The sequence below is a fragment of the Pseudomonas sp. RL_105y_Pfl2_101 genome (assembly GCF_963970585.1).
Taxonomy (GTDB): domain Bacteria; phylum Pseudomonadota; class Gammaproteobacteria; order Pseudomonadales; family Pseudomonadaceae; genus Aquipseudomonas.
On record NZ_CAXAPG010000003.1, the window covers coordinates 40137 to 59771 of the forward strand.

The following is a 19635-nucleotide window of genomic DNA, read 5'->3' on the forward strand; positions in this document are numbered from 1 at the left end:
TTCCTGAGCGTTCCGTTGAGAAGCGGAACAAGATTCACGCCTAGTCGGGGCGTAGCGCAGTCCGGTAGCGCACTAGCATGGGGTGCTAGGGGTCGAGTGTTCGAATCACTCCGTCCCGACCATATTTTTCAATGACTTAGCCCAACTCTAGCCAGTTGGGCTTTTTCATTTGTGGGGAGTTTTTCGGGACTTCATCCTGCCTTCCTCTTCAAGATCGTCAACACCGGCCCACGAGAGTCGGTTGCTGATACCATATTTGCAGCTTCAATCAGATGCCCGAGCTCGGCGCCCGAGTAGTGACTGGTGATGCTGCCGTTCTTGTGGCCCAGCAAAGCCTTTCGGTCTTCCTGGGTGACACCTGCCGCCCGAAGGCGACGGCCAAACGTGTGCTTCAAGTCATGCACCCTTATGGATGCATACCCACGGTGAGCGGGGCGAAGGTTTTCCTCCTGCCAGAGTTTCGCTGCTCTCACCCTTGCTTTCTTCCAGGCCGAATCGTTCATCCTGTGCATTGCGCTGCCGTTGTAAGGGAACACCCAGTCCCTGCTCTGGCCCCGCTGCTTATCGATGATCGATTTCGCCACGCTGTTGAGCACAACCAACCGCTCATCACCGTTCTTTACGCCTGACCGCTCGTTCCTGCCGCCGAAGTCGGACGGTATCAGGAACACGCTGGTGCCAAGCTCCGGCACCGGAATCTCCCAATCCCACCTCAATTTGCAGACCTCCTGCTCACGGCACCCCGTGTTCACTTTGAACAGGGCCATCGTTTGCAGGTGCGCCGGCAATTCCCCGAATAGGATCGACTGCTCTTCCCATGTCATTGGGTAGGGCTCACGAACCTTTTTCTTCAGGTCCAGCCGAGTCAGCATCGGCACCGAGTCAAGCCAGGGCCTGCGCTCTTCATCCCGCCACTTCCTTGCGCAAAGCGAAAGAACCCTTATCACCCGTTCGATTGAGATATTGATCGTCCGGGGCGCCACCGGCTTCAACTGCTTCCCGCACGGCAGAACCATTCCCTTCAAGCGATCCTTCACGAACGGCTCAAGTGCCTGGTCATCGATGTGAGTCAACGGCAGGTCCTTGAGATAGGGATGAAGCTGCTTCAGGTGATGCGCCGTCAGCTTGATCGATGGCTGGTCCTTGTTCTCGATCAGGAATTTCGTCGCCGCCTCATCCCAGGTGCGCACGCGGCGCACACCGTAGACTTTCTGTTGCCGAAGCTGCTCAAGCCGGTGAATCAGGTACTGCTCGGCTTCTTGCCGGTCACTAGTGCCAGTGCTTTCTCGAAGTCGCTCACCTCGGAAAACTTTGTCGATTTGCCAGATTCCACCCTTCTGGTAGAGCCCGGATATCGCTTTTCTCGCCATGGTTTACCTCCTGATGGTTCGCCACGGCACTCGCTGCGGGGGCGATTGTTGTCCTGATTGGCTGCCTTTTCAATCGCCTTGCTCTCGATGTAGGCGTCGGCCCACTCGTCAAGCTCGATTCGGTCAAACGCAACGCCCTGTTTTCCAATGGGGAACTCTCGGACGTTTGGCCTGACCGTTTTGTTGAATTCGTCCCGGCACATGCCGAGGTAACCGGGTGCATCCATGAACCGGATGAACCGCGGCGGAATGCTCGTAACCTTTGCTGCTGTGGCATTTGCCATGTGCGTGCTCCGTGTTGGAAATAATTCGGTGCCCAGCTACGGGCGCGCCTTCTGGATGATGTAAATGAGGATGCAGCCGGTCGCGGAGAGCCAGACCAGCGAGCCGAAGCCGGCGGTGATCAGGGCAGCGTCGGATCCGTGCTCGACCATCTCCGGCATCGCATAGACGAACCAGAGCAGTGTGACCAGCAGGTACAGCATGGCGGCCATCAGGACTTCGAAGAGCTTTTTCGCGAACATGAGGGGATCCTTGCCGCGCGTGGCGGCAGAAGGTGGTTATTAGAAATTCGGCTGCTGGTGATATGGCGCGGCGGCTGGCTGGCGTTTCTTTTTGGTCGGCTTGAGCGAGTCATCGAGGAAGTCGCCAAACTCCCAAACCATGTTGGTGGCGGCTAGCTGCCGTACCCGGGCACCCCCACCAGCCTTGAGTGCTGCGCTCAAAATGTTCCATGCCGTACCCTTGGTCATTCCGGGATTCACGGCGCTGACTTGCTCCCAGTTGGTGATTCCGGCTTTGGCGCGTTCGAACATGGTCGCCAACTGGTCGATGGTGATAGTTTCCGCGATGCGTTTTGCGTCCGCTTTGTTCATGGCACGGCTCCGCCCGCCGTTCACCGGCAGGCTGTAGGTGGATTGGGGTTAGGAGGCTGGATTGGTCTGCTTGCGCTTGCGAGCTGCTACAACCAGTGACTTCGAGGTTTTAGCTACGCCGCCGGCAACGTCTTCGGGAAGGATGGCGGTCATGCAGTGAGGGCAGAGGGGCGCCATCTTTGTGCTGCGCCAGGCTTCGTCCATCACCTTTGCGGCGCGGCTGCGGATCTGGAACTGTTCAGCTTCTGCCAGCTCACGGCGCCGAGTATTCAACTTGCTCATGCCAGCGCTGAAAACCTCGACTATTCCAACGAAGGCGTCGAAAGCCTCTACCTCGGCTTCACAGTCTTGGCACCAGACGCGCCGCTCTCCTTGGTCATAAACCAGCTGTTTGTGTCGGCAGGAGGATGCCGGGCGCCGTGTTAATCCTCTGGCTACGCGTAGGTCTTCGATCTGAACGACCTTCACGCCGTAGATGTAATCCTGCGGCTCAATGGGTGCGTCGCTCATGGCCTCGGCCCCCTGTAGATCAGGAGGGCCATGTAGAGCAGGGGGAGGATCATGGCTGTGGCTCCTCAACTTCCCACGGATTTTCGAAGAGGTGCTGTGTCACCTCGTCATAGACGGCCTGGGCAATGCGATCGTCGGACGGGTTGTCCCTGTTCAGCGTGAGGTTCAAGTACAGCGGTTCGCGCTCTTGGCGGTCTTTCTTGAAGTGGATTTCAACGTTCAGGCTGACTTTGCTCATGGCGTCACTCGCTTGAACTCGACGACCCAGACCCAGGGGTTAGCTTCCCATGCGTCCGGTCCATTGATGGAGTTCCACAAGTCGCTGAATGCTTCTTTGGCAGTCGGCCATGGGGTAACGAGGTTTCCAGGGCCTTCGCGACTTACCCACGTATCGCTACCGTCGCGCATCAGGCGCACGCCCTCGGCCACGGCCTGCCCCTCGGTGATGTCCTGCAATCGCTCGACGCGGACGCCGGTGATCTCCAGCAGGATGCGGCTGGCCCATCTGGGCATATGGATTGATGGTTTCCAGATTGGCTGATCAGCCTCGTAAGGGGTGAGCCCGTCGGCGGCGTAGACCAGCGTCCCGTCGTCGAGCGCTTCACCGATGTTCAGATCATCCGGCTTGAGGTAGGGACCGCGCATCACTTCGAAGTGATCGCAGTACCAGGTCTCGCGCACCCACAGTCGGTCGCCGCGTCGGCCATACGGGCAGGGTGCGTACTCTTCCAGTTCCTTGGCGCACTCTGCCTCAGTCGATCCGAATATGCAGAAGCCATAGCGCGGGTCTTTTTGGCCTATTGCGCTCCAGCGCTGACGATCGCCTGCCGGAATAGTTGTGTCCTCGGTAGGTATCTGGAAGCCTTTCACTACCCGCCGCGTGGCCGTCTTCCGGTCTTCCAGGATGGCGCGCACCATCGGCGCCGAGAACAAGATCGGCCGTTCCTTTACTTGAGTCATGGCGTCACCTCTCGGCGTGCCCACCAGCAGACCGGGCCGTCGTCCGTATCGTGAATCGCCAGGCAGAACCAATCCTCGCCTTCGGGGCGGTCAGGATCCCAGTAGCTGCAATCCGGATCGCCCGCTTCGAAGTAGCGCTCCGAGACTGCCTCGTCGCTGTGGTATTCGAGCTCAACCATCTTCACCTGCAAGCGCTGTTCAGCGATCCAGGCTTTGGACTTTTCACCGTCGCCCTCTTCAAAGTCAGGCAGGTCGTGGTGCTGGAAAAAGCCGTTCTCGTCGCGCACGACTGGGGCTGGTTGAATCAATTTGATTTCTTCAGGCATGACTTCGTCCTTGCCGCTATAGCGGCTGACTTTGAAGGGAGAGGGGTTACTGCTTGATTGGGTTGAGTGCGATCAGCTCGGTGCGTCGGTAGCACTCGGCCGGAAACCCATACTCACGGCAGGCGCAGCGCTCACCGCATTCATCTTCGCGGGTTTCGATTCGCAGCACACCATGCTTGACGGCAATGTCTTGGATGTCGGCACCGTCCAGGCTTCCACCCTCAAACACCGCGTCGACCATTTCATTGGCAAAGGCGCACAAAGCCTCAACCCGCCGCTCTGCCGCCTCCCGCGCCTGCTGCTCTGCGTAGCGCCGCTGTTCCAGGCTAGTGAGCTGATCGTCGAGGTCGTCGCGATCGTTCAGCAGCAGTTGCAGGGCTTGGTTCTCGGCTTTGATGCGGTCGAAGTCAGGCACCGGCTTTCCGCCCATGCGGTGCTCGATCATTGCCCAGACGATTTCGTATTCCGGCCAATCGCTCTCAACAACTACGCACTCACGTCTTGGCAAATGCGGTAGAAGGTTGAACATCGGAGTAATCATGGTAGACCGATAGGTAACCGGGACTTTTTTCAGGTCGCTACGCTTAATCACGATGTAACGATTTTCCCGCTCGAATTTCTTCACGCTTTCCATACACCCTCCTAACGCTTAACGCTGAATTTGTAGGCGGCATAGGGAGCAGCCGCATTGAGAACTAGCACTCCGATCAGAAACCAGATCATCACAACCTCCGGCCCTTGTAGGCAGAATGCATAAACAGGTAATTGCCTCGGTCTCCTGGATGACCGTCCACTGCTCGCTGGTCAGGCGGGCCATTAGCTCGCTGAATCGGTATTGGCGGATCACGATGGCTCCTTGCCGGGGCATGCCCGGGCGGTGGAGGTTGTTGAGGGATCAGCTACAGTTAAATGGTCATTCACAAGGAGTGCAGGAAATGGCATGTCGAATTTGCAATGAATCGGCTGAGGATATTGCTCCGCTAGGCGATTATCAGGATTGGAACTGCAGCGGATGTGGCCGGTATCGGATATCTGGAAGTCTTCTGGCCGAGCTGGATGCAAATCAACAGAGCCTCGATGTGGAGGCGACGAGGATTTGGATTGCAACCAATCGGGCAACAGGTGACGTACCGAACCTTTCAACGTTCGCAGCAAAACAACACAACCTGATAAGGGGTTAGGCGGCTACTGCATCGTTCTCTGCAGCCCTCCAAGGATCGTTGGCCCGTGCCAGTGCAGCCATTGGCGGTGGGCTTACGCTGTTGCCGCACATGTGAACCTGTTGGGTCTTGGTAAATGGCTTGCCGTCGGCGCCGTGGCTGATGATGTAGTCGGCGGGGAAGCCCTGAGCCTTGTACAGCTCGGCCGGTTGAAGCATCCGAAGGCAAATGTCGACGATCACGTAAGGCGTTCCCTTGATGGTGACGGTGACTAGGCCTAGCCGATCCTTGGTGGTGATGGTTGGCGCTGGTGCGTCGGCGGCGCTCATGTTCTCGGTGCCGTAGTAGCTGATCAGGAATGCGGCGACCCTCAGTGCGCCGGCTTCGACCTCTGGTGATAGCTGGAACTCAACCAGCGAACTCTTCCCGCCACCACCGGCCGTGATGGTCGGCGCCGGTTCGTCTACACCCTGGCCAACGCTGGCGCCGAACTGGCGCTCCATGAAAGCGGTGACCAACCCATGGTGCGTGCCGCCGGCGCTGATGGTGTGCAGCGGATCCGCTGCGTCCCGGGCATCGCAGTTGCCGCGCAGGTGCACCAGGTTGGCGGTCACCAGCTGCTGCTGGCTGCCGGTGTTGGTCACCGTGGTCATCGGGTCTTCGATGCTCTTGGCATCCGTGGTGTTGAACCCGCCATTCATCTGGGCCATGAACACCGTTGAGATGCCCATGGCGTGCGCGGCGCCGGCCGGGCGTTGGTAGTTTCCGCCGCTGGTGATGGTTGGCAGCGGCTCGTCGAGCGCCTTGCCTTCATCAGCAAACCGGAACTTCACCAGGTGTGCCGCCGCGATCGCGCGATGGTTCTGGGTCATGAGTGTCCCGGCTGGCTGGTCGGCAGCCACCGGCTTGCCTGAATACTCGGGCCCACCAGCACCGACAAGCACCGGGCTGATCAGCGTCAGTTCGCCGCGGTTGGCGCAAGTCACCGTCGGCAGCGGGGCGTGGGGGTCGTTGACGCGGTCGCTGCCCTGGTGCGTGGCTGGCGCGATGATCGGGCTGGCCAAGGCGAACGAACCGCCGCGTGGCCAGGAAGTCACGGTACGCAGCGGGTCATGCGCTGACTGCACACTTTCGCCGGACCAGTTCGCGATCGGCACAATGAACGGGTCAGCGGCATCGATGACGAACTTCTTCATGCCCTTGGCGATCCGGCGGAGGGTGGCCGGTGCCAGCGGCTTTGGCCGGTCGAAGATGCTCTTGCTTGGGATCGTCCAGTCGATGCAGTCAGCGGCGGTTTTCCACTTCTGCTGGCCCTTGGCGGGGTTCTTGGCGTGGGTCGGCTCAGGCCACACTATCGGTTGGCCGTCACACCGAGCAATCATGAACAGGCGTTCCCGACTGGTAGGTGCGCCGAAGTCGCACGCCTTGATCACCTTCCACTCCACCACATAGCCCATGCCTTCCAGTAGGGCCACGAATCGGCGCCAGGTGCGGCCGCGCTGTTTCGGGTCAGGGACGAGGAACTGGTTCGACACCGGCACTTGCTCGCCCGGTGCGGCTACTCGGTTGGTGGTCTTTCCTTTCTTGGTTGTGTGCGGCACCAGATCCAGCGTCACCACGCGGCCAGTGGCCTTGTCGCGCTTGGCGACCAGCCGGCCCCATTGCAGGATCTGCTTCACGTTCTCCAGGCTGATCACCCGGGGCTTCTTCTTGCCTGCCCACTTCAAGCCGATCCACGACAGGTTTCGAATCTCACGCTTGCGCGGCTGGCCGCCGGCCGCCTGGCTGTGGTGCGTGCAGTCTGGCGACATATGGAACCAGCCAACGGCCTTGCCGCCGCATTCCGTGTCCGGATCACCTTCGAACACGTCGGTCGTGTAATGCACTGCGCCCGGGTGGTTGACGGTGTGCATGCTGATCGCCTGGGGGCTGTGGTTCTTCGCGACATTCACCGCGCGGCCCAGACCCATCTCCAAGCCGGTACCAGCGCCGCCACCGCCACAGAAGAAATCGACAACGATTTCATCGTCCTGAGTGCTGAAGCCGAGTCCGTATTGAGTTTTGAAATCGAAGGGGTGTTTCTTCTGTTGTGCGGACATAGGGATACCTCGCGGCTATAGTTGCGGTTTCAAAATGTTGTGGGGCTGAGATGTTTTTTTATAACTACATCAAGTATCGCGTTGAGCTGCGGAAGCAGAAAAAAGACGCCAAAGAGCTTGAAAAAAAAGCGCCACCTGATTGCGAGCAGGCTCATGAAAGCGGGCAATGGGCGGACTACATGGAGAAAATTGAGCTGTCAGATCAGTGGAGGTCCTTGCTTATCACCCAGTACCTTGAGCGTGAGGCCGACTCACTGGGCGTGTTGCTTCCAAGTCGGTCTGATACCGAGCTGTATGCGCGGGTCGCATGGGATGATCACCCCGACGAGCCTTACTACTTGCTGCCGGCCGGACTGAAAGTGGTGCGAGATGCCGTGAGGGAAGAGCGAAAGCACCGCCGTGAATTTTGGGGCTTTTGGATTGCATCATTTACAGGGCTTGGCGGTGTGATAATCGGCGTGTTATCACTTTGGCCAAAGTGATTCGCTCAGCCGCCGCAGTATCCTGAGTCGCACTGAGCGGGGAACATTTCCATTTGGTCGCGCGGCCTGGGCGCTGCTGCCCACTGCACAACGGCGCGGATGCCAACGGCACCTTTGCGGCGCGCTGTGCGAAACATCACGCGGGGCTTTCCCTTCTTGGTGAAACCCAGGTCTTTCTCGGTGATGTCGATCAGCCGTATTCGGTCCTCGGAAAGAAGCCGAATGTCGTCGATGTTCGCGTTGATACACGGATAGCACTCAAGTGAGCGGTGCGGAAGAACTTCGAAGCCGGTTCGATGAATCAGGGCATCGCGCATTTCATCGGTGTGCCGCACCAGCGGTTGCCATAGCTCCCGATTGCCATGCCGCTCTGATTCCATAACGTGCTCCTCAGCGTCCGAACGGTGCCTGCTCTCGCTGCGGCGCACACCGGTCATGGCTGTTGCCTGTTTGTCAGGGTCGCTGGAGTCGAGCCACTCCAAAGCTGGAAGCACCTTTAGCTCCGCGGTGCAGAATTGACCCTGTCCGCCGGCGCCGGGCCAGCCGCGTTTACGCTTGACCAGTTCGAGCATCCCCTCCGATTCGGTACGGGCAGTGGTGAATCCGTAGCCCTGGGCTAGAGTCTCGCCCTTGGCTACACGGTCGGCCCACCAGTTTGCGGACCAGCCGGTGTCAGAGTAGAGGCACACGACATCTTTCAGGCCGCGCTCATGCGCCCACTGGATCAGGGCGATTGAGTCGTTCCCGTAACTGCAGAACAAAACGTGCATAGGGGATCCTCGCCGGCTGGCGTGATTCGTTGAAGTGGGGTATTTGTGTTCGGCCCGGCATGGAGCCGGAAGGGGATTCAAATTGAAGCGATTGATAATCGCGCTTGCCGCACTGATACCGATGGCCGCTTCCGCAGAATCGGTGAAACAGATGTATCCGGGGCCATGGGTCTATGAATTCAACAACGCAGTCACCGGCGCGCTGGTTCAGGCAAAAGTGAAAGGTTGCGGAATTTATCGCTACCGCGTCAGCCGCAGCAGCGACAGCGAATACCTCGTTTACTGCTCTCGGGACAATGAGAACTGGAAGGCCTATATGGTGTGGCCGAACATCAACAAGGTGATGGGGCCATACGAACCTGATCCGGATCTGCCGTAGTTTCGGGCTTCTCGACTTCGTCGTCAGGCTCCGGCGGATCGTCGGCGAGCGACTTCATGCCGGCCGCTTCAATAAGTCTCGACACCTTTTCGGTAACGACGATAGGTGTCTTGACACCTTGTAACATCTTGGCCTGAGTTTCGAAGTCGGCGGCGATCAGGTTGATTAGGAGCCGCTGGTGAATGTCCTGCTGGTTGTTGATGCCGTGCGCTGCCATGACCCGCTTGAGGTCTGACTTGAACACGCCGGCGACCTCAACCATAAACTTCTCGACGCCCAATGCAGCGTCCTTTGCTGCAGCCTTCTCGCGCTTTTTCTTTTGCTTGATCGCTTCCTTCGTCGGCTCCTGTACTTCGGCCATGGCCTACCTCTTCAATTCCGCTGGCCGGCAAGTCCAGCCAGGTCAGTAACTTTAAGCTTCAACAGTCCGTGATCCGTCTCGATAACGTAGATTGAAGTGATCGCTAAATGCGATTACGATGCCTCCCCTTCACAAGGGAGTTACACAATGTTTCCAAGGTATTTTCGCTGGATCGCAGCATTTGGCATTCTCGCGGCATTGGCGATGATGGTAATAACCGGGCTACAGGTGTTTTCCGGCATGGCCTCAGCCGCGGATCTGATACGTCCTATCATTGGCGTGGTTGCATTCGGCTGGATGTTCACTCAATCGACCAAGGCTTGAGGCGGATCACGCTGCCACCTTGACCAGCTTGACGCCGGCCATGCTGAACTTGGCGCCCTGGGCTGCGAGCATCGCGTCGAGCGCTTCCCAGTCCACAGTCAGCACCGAAATAGGGGCTTGGCCGTAGGCCACGGCTTTGATCAGCGCTTCCAGATCGAACACCTCAGCTTGCAGGCTCACCGGCACCGCGGTTGTGGTCGCTGGCTTCGACGCAGACTGAACCGGCGCGGCGGCTTTCACCGGTGCTGGGCTGTCGACTGGCGCAGGCTCAACCGGTGCGTTGGCTTTCGCCTCGTCCGCAATGCGCTGCAGCTCCTGCTGACGAATCTGCTCGCGCTGCGCTTCGGCTTTCTGCTGCTCTGTCTTCCGGTGTTCGGATATGCGCACCTTGATCAGCGCGACCAAGTCGTCGTTCGCCTTCATCACCAACTGCTGGATATCGTTGAAGAGGAACATGTATTCGGCGGCAAGCTCGTCCAGGCTGGCCAAGTTGCTCCGGATGCTGTCGCCGATTTGGCTTGCAGCGATCTTCGCTCGCGCCAGTTCGGAGTCGGCAGAGTCGCGCAGGCTGCTGATCGTCTTCTTGCCTTTGATGGCTCCGGCGAAATTCGCTGGTACCGCAGGCATCCGCGCTTTGCCGGCCAGTGAAGCGTTGATCTGGTCGATGTGGACCTGCAGCGCCTTGGCTGCATCCATGACGATGTCTTCACGGATGCTGAGCTTGCGAGCTTTCACCAAACTGTTCAGTTCTAAGCGCTTGCGCCGTGCCTCCGCCGCGATGTCATCGATCGTCTTGAACAATGCGTCGATGCTTTCGGTTTGGCTCAGGGCGTGCTGCTTAGCAGCTTCTAAGCGCTCCTCGACATCGCTGCACCACTTGAGCGTTTTTTCTGCATCGGCGAAGTGCTGATCCGTTTCCAGTTCGGTATTAATCGAGTTGAAGACGGCCAGCGAGTGGGCTTTGAATTGCTCCAGGTTGCTGGCGGTGACCATGCCGGTCACTTCGATGCGCAGCGCTGGCAATGACTCCGGCGTTTTGCCGACGGCTTCCGGCACCACCTCGGCCGGAGTGAAGTCCAGCAGGTCAGCTTGGAACTGTTTCCAAGCTGCGACGAGCGTTGCGGCGCGGCCCGGCACCGGCGCGTATTCCATCGACACGAAGTTTTCCTCGGTGCCGTCGGAGCAGACGAAAATTACTTTCTCTGCGCCGCTGACCAGCAGTTGCTGTTCGAGCTGCCAGTAGTAGTGCGGATCAAGGATGCCGGCGCGAACATCGGCAGCGAGCTGCTCGTTCCACATTTTGTGTTCGAAAAGGATGTCGCCGAGGATCGTGCACCCATCGAGGGATGCCAGCAGATCACCTTCGGTACCGACGACGGGAAACAGGTCCTCGCCAATTCGTCCTTCTAGAATCGGCCGAGCAAGTGCCTCGGCTTCGTGTCCTTTATCAAAGAGGTTTTTCTGCACCCACCACGACACGTCCCGATCGAGCCCGGTCTTTTTCGCATGCAGCAGTTCGGTGCGCTTCATTTGCTTCGAGGCGCCCATCATTGCCGGCGCTTCTGACGCAGTGAAGTAGTTGGCGCGGAGCGCGTGCCAGGCTTCGGAGCCCTGAGCGACATTGTGGATTTTCATTCGTGGTCTCCTTCAATTGGCGCGAGCGCTTTGATCTTGGCGATCTGCTCTTCGCTCAGGGTGAATTTGCTGCTGACGGTTGCGATCAGGTGATCAGGGGCGGAGCGGCCGGCGTCGACAGCGATTTGCCATTTGGGCAAGTTCTCTGCGAGCTTTTCGTCGGGGTAGGGCGGAAGTTCAGCTGGTGCCGCGCCACGCGCCGGTGATACGTCACGAATTGTTGGTGCGGATTCTTCGAGCTCATCTGGGCTGTACACGCCGAGGATCACGTCAGGGCAATAGAGGCGCGACCAGCGCTTGGTAGCGAGGTATGCCAGTTGCTGGCGGGGATCGTCAGCCCAGAGTGTGCTGTTGCGGGTGCGAGCTTGGGCCAGCAGCAACTCAAGGACGCGCGGCTCGTCTTCGCCGCGGAAGGTTGCCCAGACTTTCACGCCTAGGCCCTGCTCATCCTCAAGCTTCCAGCCCGGGACGCGGTACTCGCCTTTGTCGCCATTCTTGATGGTGAATTTGCCGATCACCTTTTCCCAAGCGCCGTACCACTCGTAGTGCAGGCGATCCAGCACCGGTGCGCAGGTAGTGATCACCGCGTTGACCAGTTGCGCCTCGTAGCCCAGCACACCGTTAACCAGGTGCGTTTTCTGCGCGACGGCGAACGGGTTCATTTTCCACTGCATCGATTGCATTACGACCGCCAAACAATCCGCTGCATTGCCGTTGAAGTGCTTCGGCAGAGTGGCGCGGCCGGTGGCCATTACTTCGGCCAGGCGCATCATCTTGTCTAAGCTGTCACCGTCCAGTACCAGAGCGCTGGTGCTGGTTGCTGCGTGCGGAAGGACGTGGAGGTTTCGGTCGTGCGCCACCGGCGCCACGCTTTGAGCGGACATGACTGTTCCTTGCCGCGCGGTGCGCAGCGATTGAAAGGTGCGTGCTATTGAGGGATTGGCGAAGAAAGGGCGCCGAGCAACATGATGGCGGTGCAGGTGGCGAGCGCGAAGAATGAGCTGCGCCAGAACCAGAAGCGTCTGGCGCGTTGCTGGGCTGTCATGCGGCATCGTCCTTTCGCATTTCTGCAAGATCGGCGGCGCGCTCGGCTTCAAGCTCTTCCGCCCGCGCCCGGCCATACTCGTTTGCGTGAGGCCGGATCAGTGCTTCAGCGACGTCGTGCAGCGCTGTCGGGTGGTCGCCTTTCGGCTGGCCCAGCGCAGAGATGGCGAGGTCATAGATGGCGCCGTGAGCCCGGCGACCGTCGGCGATAATCTCGCAAATCATTCGCTCAATCGGATACTCGCGGTTATCCGTGAGCAGTGGGGCAATGTGTTCTTGTGCGCCTAAGTGTTCGGACAGTGCCTCCCACAGCGATTGCGGAGTCACCAAAGCTACCGTCTTACCGTGAGCTCGCGGCGCCGTGACGTTGTCACCGCAGATCAGCGAGTTGATTGCGTCATGGAGCCAGTCCGGCCCTTCAACGTTGTCGAGGAAATCAGTCATGGTCTACTCCTGGGATTCAAGCTTGCGCGCCAAAGCGCAGGCCTCGTTGTGATCGCGACGGAAGCCACGGGCTTTGCCGGTGCGGCCATCCAAGACATGGAAGAATGCAGTACCTGCCGGCTTCACAACGAAGCGAGGCATCGTTACCGGTAGCGGCCGGCCGATCAGTGAGTAGAGGTCTTCCGTGGCGATGCGTGAACGAATGCGCAGTGCTGCGCGCACTTCTTTGCCGAGCTGAACGCTTGGGTGCATGGGCGCCTCCAGAGTTAGGCGTTAGGCGGTGGCTTTGGCGATGGCTGCTTCTGCATCCGCCAGAGCAGCGTGGTACTTGCCGAGGTGCGCGGCACCGAGCTTGGCTAGCCCTACCAGGTTCTGAAGACTTTCCAGAAGGGCGCCTGACGCCGCCATTACCTTGGCAGTGGCCAGTGCATCGGCGTGAGTGATCTCGCAGCCAGCGGCAACCGGATGTGCGTCCCGCTGAACTACCAGAGCAACGCCCTGATATGCGGGGTGCCGATCCGTATCAAGGATGCGGTAGCCGCCCGTGACCGCGACTTCATCAACTTGAAGAGCCATGTCGTTTCCTCTGTGGTTCACCTGTATTCGTCAACACTCATGCATCCCGCTGGTTGCCGTTGGGCGCGGTGTCATGTGCATGCGGGATTGGTCGGGGAGGGTGGGTGCCGGTCTTTCCCGGCTGTCACGGCGCTTGTGCCAGATCAAGGTAGCTCGCCAATACCAGGTTGGCGCTGACCCTGCGCAATGCGGGTTGAGCTATTCGCCGATTGATGCAGGTGGGCGGTTATAGGCCGCAGTTTCATCCGCATCGGACTGCTCTCAGGCTTCCGGTGGAGGTTCTTGAACAATCTCAAGCCTGCCGTGAAAGGTGGAGAGCAGTCCGATGCGCTCTCATAGAGAGGATCGGGCAGCAGCCTTGCAATCGGCCGCCGTCATTCGCTGGCCGTCTTCGCACTCAACGACGCGCACGCCACTGGTGAGTCCGCGCTCCGCGTTGAGCCTGTTCGCCTCTTGGATGCAGGCATTCAGGTCGGCGTCGGCGAAGACCTGCAGCTCTCCGCGCAGGGTGATGTGGATGACCTTATTCATCTTCTTGCCCTCGGTTGTTTTCCCAATGCACCCGTCACCAGGTGCATCAGTGAAAATTTCCGCTGATCCTTCGGCGCTACTGGCGCGGTACAGATCAATTCAAATTGTTCCTCCAGCCGCGGGCCTTTCGGCTTGTTCTCCCGCTGGATAACTGTTCTTGGCGTTTTACGCTGCACGCCCGGGTCAGTTGCCAACCCTCTGAACCGTTGAGGCCGGTTCATCGCTGCCTTTGAATCTGGGCCGGTGGTAATCCGGCAAGGGGTGGAGCTAAAGAGCGGACGGGCTGTTGAGGCCCTGGCGAGGCGCTGTGGCGTCTCGATGGAGTAAATATGTACCAATGGTTCACATCGGTCAAGTACCAAAAGTACATATTTTTATCGGGGGCGAAAAAAAGCCCGCGATTGGCGGGCATTGGTCTGGCATAAACAGCTTCGAAGGACGGGATCTCTAGCTAGCAGAAATCGATATGTACTTGGTTTTTGCGAGAATTTCGCACTCTGCATGCAACCTCTTGCAGAACGCGTCGGCGTCAGGCCTTGACTCAAAGTAACCACAAACTACCGGTGATTCACTTCCAGAGATAACTGTTTGTCCAAGCTGAGTCGCGACACCTATCCTGCTTTCTATCTGGGCTTGGTGCTCTGCCGGGATAATCACGACCCAGCCATGGTTGCTCCCCCTCCCGGTAGGTATGCAAGGGATAGATAGCTTATCGGTGGATGGCGCGACATCCGATCCGCAGAATCTGCATTTTTTGGCCTCAACTTTTATCAGTTCAGCGCAAAATGGGCAGGCCGCGCAATCTGCGCTATCGGAGTACTTTGGCTTGCTCTGATTTCGTAGATCCATGGAAATCAAAATAACCCCAGAAACCACTAACGCCGCCCCTAAAACTGAAAACATGATCCGGCGAGACATAAGATCGGCATTTGCCACCCTCTCCCAATACATCGCGCCATAAGGCACGGTGACATCCATGGCGATAGCGTAAGCAATGGTCGCAAGCCCAATGATTGCAAGAAGAACTCCAGCCAGCCGCATGTTTTTACCTCCGCGTTAAGTGGTAGCCATCCTACCACCCCAAATACTCGCCATCACCAAAGCGCTCAGCGGCGGTTTCATGGGTTGCGCAGCAAGGGCGGCGTATTGGCTTAAGAGCGGAGCATGGAGGCTTTGATTCAGGCTAAAGGTGGGAATGGCGGACACAAAAAGCCCAGCACTGGGCTGGACTTTATTATTCCGTGGTAGAACCTATTGCTTTGCCTGGCTTGGCTATGGGAGCGTACCCTTCTAAAGCATCCCGCCGCGCCAAACCACGCGCCCGATAATACGAACCTCATTTATCTCCCCATCACGCAGCGTCTCATCGCCGTATCGCGCCTTGTCCGGGTTGTCGCTGCGGATGATCCAGCCGCCAATGTCGGACTTCACCAGGCGCTTAACGATCGTTCCCTTGGTTGCGCTCTGCATGGCGAATATCTGGCCGTCCTTCGGTTCAATCTTGGATTCGTCCACCAGCAGCACGTCGCCATCGTTTATGGTCGGGTCCATGCTGTGTCCGTTCGCATAGATGACGTCCAAGTGACGCTGGTTCAGGTTGTTCGCCCGAAGCCAAGACGACTTGAACGCCATGACGCCGCGAATCTCGACGTGAGGGTTGTCGTCGCCATCGCCGGTTGAGCCGCGCGCGGTGAGTTGCAGTACTCCTGTGTATCCAGGCTCATCCCGAAGATCGAAGCTCCGAGGGGGAGTTCTTTCATCTGTTACGGGAGAAGTGGGTGAGCCTTCCAACATGTCGCCCCGACCATACTCCAGCCACTCGACGCGCACACCAAGAGCATTGGCCACAGCCAGCATCTTGGCGCCGCCAGGCATGGACTCACCGTTCATCCACTTGCTGGTGGCCTTCGGTGTGACGCCAGCCATTTTCGCAAGGCGAGCACCGGCACCCCATTCTGGGATGTCTTTTTCCGCCAAGGCCTTTTTGAGGCGGGCAACGAACGCAGCGCGCAAATCTTCTATTTGAACCATGGGTACATGGTTGCATGCGCTTGCATGTACTTTCAGTTCCGACATAATATGTACCGCAAGTTCATATTTAACTCGGAGGCCATATGCGGCCGCTCAAGAAATCGATCGATGACGCCGGCGGTGTTCCAGCGGTTGCACTGGCCTGCGGAAAGACTCCACGCGCCATCTACAAATGGCTCGCCGCGGACGCTTTGCCGCGCACCGAGTACACCGGCGAAACCCAATACGCCAAGAAAATTGCTGAGCTGGCTGCCTCCAATGGCAAGCCGTTCGAATCTGCCTGGCTGCTTGCCGAGGCGCACCCGAAGAAAACCGCCGCTTAACCCACCTTGCATGCTCAAAGGAGCCAAACGATGCACTTCGACCCAAGCCACATGCACGACAAACCCACAAAGGTCCGCCTGGATGAGGTGGCCGACGATCTGCTGACCGCTATGGCCAGATTTCAGCGGACCCAGAAAGCCGTGCTCGCCCGCGAAATCCTTGAGCGCGGCCTGAACCAAATGATGGAAGAGCTTAACGCGAAAACAGACGTGGCCTGAAGTTGCCGAGGAGGCCCTGTGCCTGAAAGAAAGCCGCTGGAAATCCAGCTCGACTGGCAGGGACTCGCTGATCTGGAGCTATTGGCCAGACGCAACGGGTTAACGCCAGAAGAGATGGCCGCATCAATCATGAATCGGGCGCTTGATCGAATGACGCGCCCGCCAAAAAGCCGCAGCAACGTCGCTTCCATAGGACGCAAGGGCTGATAAGTCCCCTAGGGACTATTGAGGATCCGCCAGTGAAACAACCAAGCAGTAAATCGGACGCACAAAAAAACCACCGGGCAAGGGTGGCTTTTGGTGCAGCACATTCAAATCAGTTCTGGAGCGAATAATGCCTATTCCCCAATCAGTCGTCAACTCAAACCAATCCGCGACACAATTTCACGTATCGCAAAAAGTGTCGCGACCCACCATGTCATCACGCGAGATCGCAGAATTGACCGGAAAGCGCCATGACCACGTCATGCGCGACATCCGCAATATGCTCTCCGAGCTGCAAATCACTGACCCCAAATTTGGGGGCACCTATTTGGATGGGTCTGGTCGCTCGATGCCTTGCTTCCATCTGGATCGCGAGCTTACCGAAACCCTGGTCACCGGCTACAGCATCCCGCTTCGCCACAAGGTCATTCGCCGCCTTCACGAACTTGAGGACGCCCAAGCCAAGCCGGCCTTCGATATCGCCAGCCTGAACGACCCAAAGGTTCTTCTGGCCCTACTGACCGACAACGTCCGCAAGGTCGTCACCCTGGAGTCCGACAACACCGAGCTTTCCCACGAAAACCTGATGCTCGAGCAGAAGGTCGCTGCCGACGCACCGAAGGCGGCTTTCTTCGATGCGGTGACCGTCACGCACGAAACCTATTCGGTGGCCGAGGCCGCAAAGTTGATCGGCACCGGACAGAACCGCCTGATGGCATTCCTGCGCCAACGCCGTTGGGTCACCCTCCGCAAAAACGAGCCTATGCAGGGTCCGATTGAATCCGGCTATCTAACTGCGAAGCTCAGCACCTATGAGCATCCAGAGAACGGAAAGACCACCGTGTCCACTCCTCGGGTTACCGGTAAAGGCCTGACGAAGCTCCAAGCCCTTTGGTCGCGCCGTGACGCCGATCTGCTCGGAGGTGCTCTGTGATCACCACCGAACGACTTCAGCTAATTCTTCGTGTTGCTGATCGTGCAATGGCTCATCAGCGCGCCATCGACGACCTTGCCGAAGCCCAGCGCCGCCTGGATCAAGGCTATGCCGACTTCTTCGAAGCGCACGGCCGTCCAGAAGGACGATTTCACCAGGACAACGAAGATTTCCTGCCAGTGATGTTCTTCACGGAAGGCCAATACCAACGGCTGCAAGCTGCCAAGAAGGCCGAGTACAACGCCTTGCGTCGTCACCACACTGCGCTGCGAGCGCTTGAGTCGTTCAATCCAGTCGATCTCAAGGGGGTCGCATGATGCATTACTTCAAAAGAAATATTGGCGACTACCACAAGAAGGCTGGACGCCTGACGATGCTCGAGCACGGTGCGTACACGCTCTTGCTTGATGCGTGCTACGACCGTGAACGCTTCCCTACTTTGGAAGAAGCAATTGACTGGTGCTGGGCACGCAACAAGGAAGAAATCGACGCAGTTGAGCTTGTTTTGCGCAAATTCTTCGATCTCGTTGGCGGTCGTTACGTGCAGGCCCGCATTCAGGATGAAGTGGCGTCGTATCACGCTACAGCCTTGAAAAATAAAGAGATCGCGGAGAAACGCGAGGAAGCCAAGCGCACCAAGCGTGCACCACTCGTGCACGAAGCGTGCACGGATGGTCACCTAACCACTAACCATAAACCACTAACCATTAACCAAGAACCAGTAGATCAAAAGACTTGCGCACCTACGGTGAGCGAGGCGCCGGATCTGTTCCCGAAGTTCTGGGCGCTCTATCCACGCAAGCAGGACAAAGCCAAGGCTCTGAAGGCGTGGACGAAACTCAAGGTCACTGACGAACTGTTCAACCTGATCGCCAAAGGACTCGCCGCGCAGGTTGTGTCTGCCGACTGGCTCAAGGACGGCGGCAAGTACGTCCCAATGCCGACCACATGGATCAACGGCAAGCGCTGGGAGGACGAGGTCAAGCCATCCAGTAACGTGCACCAGTTCCCGGCATCCCGCCACACCGGCTTCGACCAGCGTGATTACAAGGCGGGCCTGACTGCTCGCGGGGACGGCACCTATGACTTCTGAGCCGAAGAAAATCGATCTCGACATCAACGACATCGAGCGCCGTTTCGGTGTGATCGCCAAGCAGCCAGCCGAATGCCCGACTCACGGTAAATACGCCGCGGTCCTTCGCAAGACCAGCGACATCGCGTCCGGATGCCCGGAGTGCGCCGCAGAGATTCAGGCGCAGCGCGACCAGGAAGAACAGCGGGCGATGTATGCCCGTATTGCCGAACAGCGCTTAGAGCGCAAGCTGGGGGCCTCGCTGATTCCAAAGCGTTTCATGGGCAAGAACTTTGCCGACTTCATCGCTGACACACAGGCGCAGAAAGCCAATCTGGCGAAATGCGTCGAGTACGCCGAGAAATTCCCGCAGCACCTGGAAGACGGTCGCTGCATCGTGATGACCGGCACGCCGGGTACCGGGAAGACGCATCTGGCCGCCGCCATCGCTGGGCACGTCATCGTCAACCACAACGCCACAGCCGTGTACCGCACTGTCGGCGGGCTGCTCCAGTTCATCAAGGGCAGCTACGGCGACCGCGCCGAATACACCGAGTCCGAGGCGTTCGCCAGTTTGGTCGAGCCATCGCTGCTGATCATCGACGAAGTGGGCGCCACCAAGCCAACCGAGTTCGAGCTGGCCACCCTGTTCGCGGTGATCAACGGACGTTACGAGGCTCAGCTGCCGACCATCGTGATTTCCAACATCGACGCCAAGGAGCTGGGCGCAGTGCTGGGTGATCGCAGCGTCGATCGTCTGCGTGAGGGTCGTGGCATTGGCCTGGTGTTCGAAGGCGCGTCTGAGCGCAGCAAGCGGAGGGCTTCCTGATGAGCAATGTCGAGCGAATTCTGTACTGCAGCTTTTGTGGTGAAAGCCAACACAAGGTTGATGTGCTCATCGCAGGGCCAAGCATCTTCATCTGCAACGACTGCGTGGATCTTTGCGTTTCTATCCTGCGTGAGCGCCGGCCTGAGAAGTACTGCGCCCAGCGTGACGCCCTCGTCC

The 19635-nt window shown here is 58.4% G+C and carries 29 protein-coding genes, 1 tRNA gene and 1 pseudogene; 11 read left to right on the forward strand and 20 right to left on the reverse strand.

Annotated elements, in window-relative coordinates:
- Nucleotides 1-45: 45 nt before the first annotated feature.
- Nucleotides 46-122, forward strand: a tRNA-Pro gene (locus AACY31_RS04935).
- Nucleotides 123-191: 69 nt separating this feature from the next.
- Here AACY31_RS04935 and AACY31_RS04940 read toward each other — a convergent pair.
- The 10 genes from AACY31_RS04940 to AACY31_RS04985 all read right to left on the reverse strand — a co-directional run bounded on the left by AACY31_RS04940 (nucleotide 192) and on the right by AACY31_RS04985 (nucleotide 7300).
- Nucleotides 192-1355 carry a tyrosine-type recombinase/integrase gene (locus tag AACY31_RS04940; protein WP_339504161.1) on the reverse strand — a complete coding sequence of 388 codons (1164 nt, stop codon included), beginning with the start codon at nucleotides 1353-1355 and terminating at the stop codon, nucleotides 192-194.
- Nucleotides 1241-1654: a hypothetical protein gene (locus AACY31_RS04945; RefSeq protein ID WP_339503934.1), complete on the reverse strand. Its 414-nt coding sequence runs from the start codon at nucleotides 1652-1654 to the stop codon at nucleotides 1241-1243. The genes AACY31_RS04940 and AACY31_RS04945 overlap by 115 nt, the downstream gene beginning before the upstream one ends.
- A 36-nt stretch (nucleotides 1655-1690) precedes the next feature.
- Entirely contained in the window at nucleotides 1691-1894 is a 204-nt protein-coding gene (locus AACY31_RS04950) for a hypothetical protein (RefSeq protein WP_339503936.1), read from the reverse strand.
- A gap of 39 nt (nucleotides 1895-1933) precedes the next feature.
- Nucleotides 1934-2245, reverse strand: coding sequence for a hypothetical protein (locus AACY31_RS04955; protein WP_339503938.1), 312 nt, complete (start codon nucleotides 2243-2245; stop codon nucleotides 1934-1936).
- Between the two features lie 48 nt (nucleotides 2246-2293).
- A complete protein-coding gene (locus AACY31_RS04960) occupies nucleotides 2294-2755 on the reverse strand; it encodes a hypothetical protein (RefSeq protein WP_339503940.1) in 462 nt (153 codons plus the stop codon).
- Nucleotides 2756-2804: 49 nt separating this feature from the next.
- The gene (locus AACY31_RS04965) at nucleotides 2805-2993 is read right to left on the reverse strand and encodes a hypothetical protein (protein WP_339503942.1); all 189 of its coding nucleotides are present in this window, start codon (nucleotides 2991-2993) and stop codon (nucleotides 2805-2807) included.
- Entirely contained in the window at nucleotides 2990-3715 is a 726-nt protein-coding gene (locus tag AACY31_RS04970) for a hypothetical protein (protein WP_339503944.1), read from the reverse strand. Before AACY31_RS04970 ends, AACY31_RS04965 begins: the two co-directional genes overlap by 4 nt.
- Nucleotides 3712-4041, reverse strand: coding sequence for a hypothetical protein (locus AACY31_RS04975; protein WP_339503946.1), 330 nt, complete (start codon nucleotides 4039-4041; stop codon nucleotides 3712-3714). The genes AACY31_RS04970 and AACY31_RS04975 overlap by 4 nt, the downstream gene beginning before the upstream one ends.
- 46 nt (nucleotides 4042-4087) lie before the next feature.
- Nucleotides 4088-4675 carry a hypothetical protein gene (locus tag AACY31_RS04980; protein WP_339503948.1) on the reverse strand — a complete coding sequence of 196 codons (588 nt, stop codon included), beginning with the start codon at nucleotides 4673-4675 and terminating at the stop codon, nucleotides 4088-4090.
- A gap of 543 nt (nucleotides 4676-5218) precedes the next feature.
- Nucleotides 5219-7300, reverse strand: a complete 2082-nt coding sequence (locus AACY31_RS04985) for a DNA cytosine methyltransferase (RefSeq protein WP_339503950.1) — start codon at nucleotides 7298-7300, stop codon at nucleotides 5219-5221.
- A gap of 50 nt (nucleotides 7301-7350) precedes the next feature.
- On the opposite strand from AACY31_RS04985, the gene AACY31_RS04990 reads away from it, so the two are divergent.
- On the forward strand, nucleotides 7351-7782 hold the full coding sequence (locus AACY31_RS04990; RefSeq protein ID WP_339503952.1) for a hypothetical protein: 432 nt from the start codon (nucleotides 7351-7353) through the stop codon (nucleotides 7780-7782).
- Nucleotides 7783-7787: 5 nt separating this feature from the next.
- Here AACY31_RS04990 and AACY31_RS04995 read toward each other — a convergent pair whose 3' ends face one another.
- The gene (locus AACY31_RS04995) at nucleotides 7788-8552 is read right to left on the reverse strand and encodes a phosphoadenosine phosphosulfate reductase domain-containing protein (RefSeq protein ID WP_339503954.1); all 765 of its coding nucleotides are present in this window, start codon (nucleotides 8550-8552) and stop codon (nucleotides 7788-7790) included.
- Between the two features lie 82 nt (nucleotides 8553-8634).
- On the opposite strand from AACY31_RS04995, the gene AACY31_RS05000 reads away from it, so the two are divergent.
- Nucleotides 8635-8931: a hypothetical protein gene (locus tag AACY31_RS05000; RefSeq protein WP_339503956.1), complete on the forward strand. Its 297-nt coding sequence runs from the start codon at nucleotides 8635-8637 to the stop codon at nucleotides 8929-8931.
- Here the strand turns inward: AACY31_RS05000 and AACY31_RS05005 are convergent.
- From AACY31_RS05005 to AACY31_RS05045, 9 genes are all read right to left on the reverse strand, one after another.
- On the reverse strand, nucleotides 8885-9292 hold the full coding sequence (locus AACY31_RS05005; RefSeq protein ID WP_339503958.1) for a hypothetical protein: 408 nt from the start codon (nucleotides 9290-9292) through the stop codon (nucleotides 8885-8887). The two genes, AACY31_RS05000 and AACY31_RS05005, sit on opposite strands and share 47 nt — an antisense overlap.
- A 330-nt stretch (nucleotides 9293-9622) precedes the next feature.
- Nucleotides 9623-11251 carry a YqaJ viral recombinase family protein gene (locus AACY31_RS05010; RefSeq protein WP_339503960.1) on the reverse strand — a complete coding sequence of 543 codons (1629 nt, stop codon included), beginning with the start codon at nucleotides 11249-11251 and terminating at the stop codon, nucleotides 9623-9625.
- On the reverse strand, nucleotides 11248-12135 hold the full coding sequence (gene recT / locus AACY31_RS05015; RefSeq protein WP_339503962.1) for a recombinase RecT: 888 nt from the start codon (nucleotides 12133-12135) through the stop codon (nucleotides 11248-11250). Before recT ends, AACY31_RS05010 begins: the two co-directional genes overlap by 4 nt.
- 157 nt (nucleotides 12136-12292) lie before the next feature.
- Entirely contained in the window at nucleotides 12293-12739 is a 447-nt protein-coding gene (locus AACY31_RS05020; RefSeq protein WP_339503964.1) for a hypothetical protein, read from the reverse strand.
- A 3-nt stretch (nucleotides 12740-12742) separates the two neighbouring features.
- Nucleotides 12743-12991, reverse strand: a complete 249-nt coding sequence (locus tag AACY31_RS05025; RefSeq protein WP_339503966.1) for a hypothetical protein — start codon at nucleotides 12989-12991, stop codon at nucleotides 12743-12745.
- 21 nt (nucleotides 12992-13012) lie between these two features.
- A complete protein-coding gene (locus AACY31_RS05030) occupies nucleotides 13013-13315 on the reverse strand; it encodes a hypothetical protein (RefSeq protein WP_339503968.1) in 303 nt (100 codons plus the stop codon).
- A gap of 333 nt (nucleotides 13316-13648) precedes the next feature.
- Entirely contained in the window at nucleotides 13649-13846 is a 198-nt protein-coding gene (locus AACY31_RS05035; protein WP_339503970.1) for a hypothetical protein, read from the reverse strand.
- A gap of 447 nt (nucleotides 13847-14293) precedes the next feature.
- Nucleotides 14294-14887: a hypothetical protein gene (locus tag AACY31_RS05040; RefSeq protein ID WP_339503972.1), complete on the reverse strand. Its 594-nt coding sequence runs from the start codon at nucleotides 14885-14887 to the stop codon at nucleotides 14294-14296.
- A gap of 249 nt (nucleotides 14888-15136) precedes the next feature.
- A complete protein-coding gene (locus AACY31_RS05045; protein ID WP_339504163.1) occupies nucleotides 15137-15877 on the reverse strand; it encodes a S24 family peptidase in 741 nt (246 codons plus the stop codon).
- Between the two features lie 83 nt (nucleotides 15878-15960).
- Between AACY31_RS05045 and AACY31_RS05050 the strand changes: the two genes are divergently transcribed.
- From AACY31_RS05050 to AACY31_RS05085, 8 genes and pseudogenes are all read left to right on the forward strand, one after another.
- On the forward strand, nucleotides 15961-16200 hold the full coding sequence (locus AACY31_RS05050; RefSeq protein WP_339503974.1) for a hypothetical protein: 240 nt from the start codon (nucleotides 15961-15963) through the stop codon (nucleotides 16198-16200).
- Between the two features lie 30 nt (nucleotides 16201-16230).
- On the forward strand, nucleotides 16231-16419 hold the full coding sequence (locus AACY31_RS05055) for a hypothetical protein (RefSeq protein WP_010568074.1): 189 nt from the start codon (nucleotides 16231-16233) through the stop codon (nucleotides 16417-16419).
- A gap of 18 nt (nucleotides 16420-16437) precedes the next feature.
- Nucleotides 16438-16626 carry a hypothetical protein gene (locus AACY31_RS05060; RefSeq protein ID WP_186643048.1) on the forward strand — a complete coding sequence of 63 codons (189 nt, stop codon included), beginning with the start codon at nucleotides 16438-16440 and terminating at the stop codon, nucleotides 16624-16626.
- A gap of 127 nt (nucleotides 16627-16753) precedes the next feature.
- Nucleotides 16754-17557, forward strand: coding sequence for a phage regulatory protein/antirepressor Ant (locus tag AACY31_RS05065; RefSeq protein ID WP_339503981.1), 804 nt, complete (start codon nucleotides 16754-16756; stop codon nucleotides 17555-17557).
- Complete coding sequence (locus tag AACY31_RS05070) at nucleotides 17554-17874, forward strand: hypothetical protein (protein WP_339503983.1); 321 nt, start codon at nucleotides 17554-17556, stop codon at nucleotides 17872-17874. The genes AACY31_RS05065 and AACY31_RS05070 overlap by 4 nt, the downstream gene beginning before the upstream one ends.
- Complete coding sequence (locus tag AACY31_RS05075; RefSeq protein ID WP_445261522.1) at nucleotides 17871-18650, forward strand: YdaU family protein; 780 nt, start codon at nucleotides 17871-17873, stop codon at nucleotides 18648-18650. Before AACY31_RS05070 ends, AACY31_RS05075 begins: the two co-directional genes overlap by 4 nt.
- Nucleotides 18640-19458, forward strand: a complete 819-nt coding sequence (locus AACY31_RS05080; RefSeq protein ID WP_339503985.1) for an ATP-binding protein — start codon at nucleotides 18640-18642, stop codon at nucleotides 19456-19458. Before AACY31_RS05075 ends, AACY31_RS05080 begins: the two co-directional genes overlap by 11 nt.
- A pseudogene (locus AACY31_RS05085) lies at nucleotides 19458-19604 on the forward strand (ClpX C4-type zinc finger protein); the annotation flags it as partial. The gene AACY31_RS05080 and the pseudogene AACY31_RS05085, both read left to right, overlap by 1 nt.
- Nucleotides 19605-19635: the final 31 nt, after the last annotated feature.

Bases quoted from the DNA above. Each gene is read 5' to 3' on its own strand.
- AACY31_RS05040 (WP_339503972.1), bottom strand. From the start codon at position 14,887: ATGCGGCTGGCTGGAGTTCTTCTTGCAATCATTGGGCTTGCGACCATT.
- AACY31_RS05020 (WP_339503964.1), bottom strand. From the start codon at position 12,739: ATGACTGATTTCCTCGACAACGTTGAAGGGCCGGACTGGCTCCATGAC.
- AACY31_RS04945 (WP_339503934.1), bottom strand. From the start codon at position 1,654: ATGGCAAATGCCACAGCAGCAAAGGTTACGAGCATTCCGCCGCGGTTC.
- AACY31_RS05050 (WP_339503974.1), top strand. From the start codon at position 15,961: ATGCGGCCGCTCAAGAAATCGATCGATGACGCCGGCGGTGTTCCAGCG.
- AACY31_RS05055 (WP_010568074.1), top strand. From the start codon at position 16,231: ATGCACTTCGACCCAAGCCACATGCACGACAAACCCACAAAGGTCCGC.
- AACY31_RS04965 (WP_339503942.1), bottom strand. From the start codon at position 2,993: ATGAGCAAAGTCAGCCTGAACGTTGAAATCCACTTCAAGAAAGACCGC.
- AACY31_RS04995 (WP_339503954.1), bottom strand. From the start codon at position 8,552: ATGCACGTTTTGTTCTGCAGTTACGGGAACGACTCAATCGCCCTGATC.
- AACY31_RS05080 (WP_339503985.1), top strand. From the start codon at position 18,640: ATGACTTCTGAGCCGAAGAAAATCGATCTCGACATCAACGACATCGAG.
- AACY31_RS04970 (WP_339503944.1), bottom strand. From the start codon at position 3,715: ATGACTCAAGTAAAGGAACGGCCGATCTTGTTCTCGGCGCCGATGGTG.
- AACY31_RS05075 (WP_445261522.1), top strand. From the start codon at position 17,871: ATGATGCATTACTTCAAAAGAAATATTGGCGACTACCACAAGAAGGCT.
- AACY31_RS04975 (WP_339503946.1), bottom strand. From the start codon at position 4,041: ATGCCTGAAGAAATCAAATTGATTCAACCAGCCCCAGTCGTGCGCGAC.
- AACY31_RS05030 (WP_339503968.1), bottom strand. From the start codon at position 13,315: ATGGCTCTTCAAGTTGATGAAGTCGCGGTCACGGGCGGCTACCGCATC.
- AACY31_RS05045 (WP_339504163.1), bottom strand. From the start codon at position 15,877: ATGGTTCAAATAGAAGATTTGCGCGCTGCGTTCGTTGCCCGCCTCAAA.
- AACY31_RS04990 (WP_339503952.1), top strand. From the start codon at position 7,351: ATGTTTTTTTATAACTACATCAAGTATCGCGTTGAGCTGCGGAAGCAG.
- AACY31_RS05010 (WP_339503960.1), bottom strand. From the start codon at position 11,251: ATGAAAATCCACAATGTCGCTCAGGGCTCCGAAGCCTGGCACGCGCTC.
- AACY31_RS04950 (WP_339503936.1), bottom strand. From the start codon at position 1,894: ATGTTCGCGAAAAAGCTCTTCGAAGTCCTGATGGCCGCCATGCTGTAC.
- AACY31_RS04955 (WP_339503938.1), bottom strand. From the start codon at position 2,245: ATGAACAAAGCGGACGCAAAACGCATCGCGGAAACTATCACCATCGAC.
- recT (WP_339503962.1), bottom strand. From the start codon at position 12,135: ATGTCCGCTCAAAGCGTGGCGCCGGTGGCGCACGACCGAAACCTCCAC.
- AACY31_RS04985 (WP_339503950.1), bottom strand. From the start codon at position 7,300: ATGTCCGCACAACAGAAGAAACACCCCTTCGATTTCAAAACTCAATAC.
- AACY31_RS04980 (WP_339503948.1), bottom strand. From the start codon at position 4,675: ATGGAAAGCGTGAAGAAATTCGAGCGGGAAAATCGTTACATCGTGATT.
- AACY31_RS05025 (WP_339503966.1), bottom strand. From the start codon at position 12,991: ATGCACCCAAGCGTTCAGCTCGGCAAAGAAGTGCGCGCAGCACTGCGC.
- AACY31_RS05005 (WP_339503958.1), bottom strand. From the start codon at position 9,292: ATGGCCGAAGTACAGGAGCCGACGAAGGAAGCGATCAAGCAAAAGAAA.
- AACY31_RS05065 (WP_339503981.1), top strand. From the start codon at position 16,754: ATGCCTATTCCCCAATCAGTCGTCAACTCAAACCAATCCGCGACACAA.
- AACY31_RS05035 (WP_339503970.1), bottom strand. From the start codon at position 13,846: ATGAATAAGGTCATCCACATCACCCTGCGCGGAGAGCTGCAGGTCTTC.
- AACY31_RS04960 (WP_339503940.1), bottom strand. From the start codon at position 2,755: ATGAGCGACGCACCCATTGAGCCGCAGGATTACATCTACGGCGTGAAG.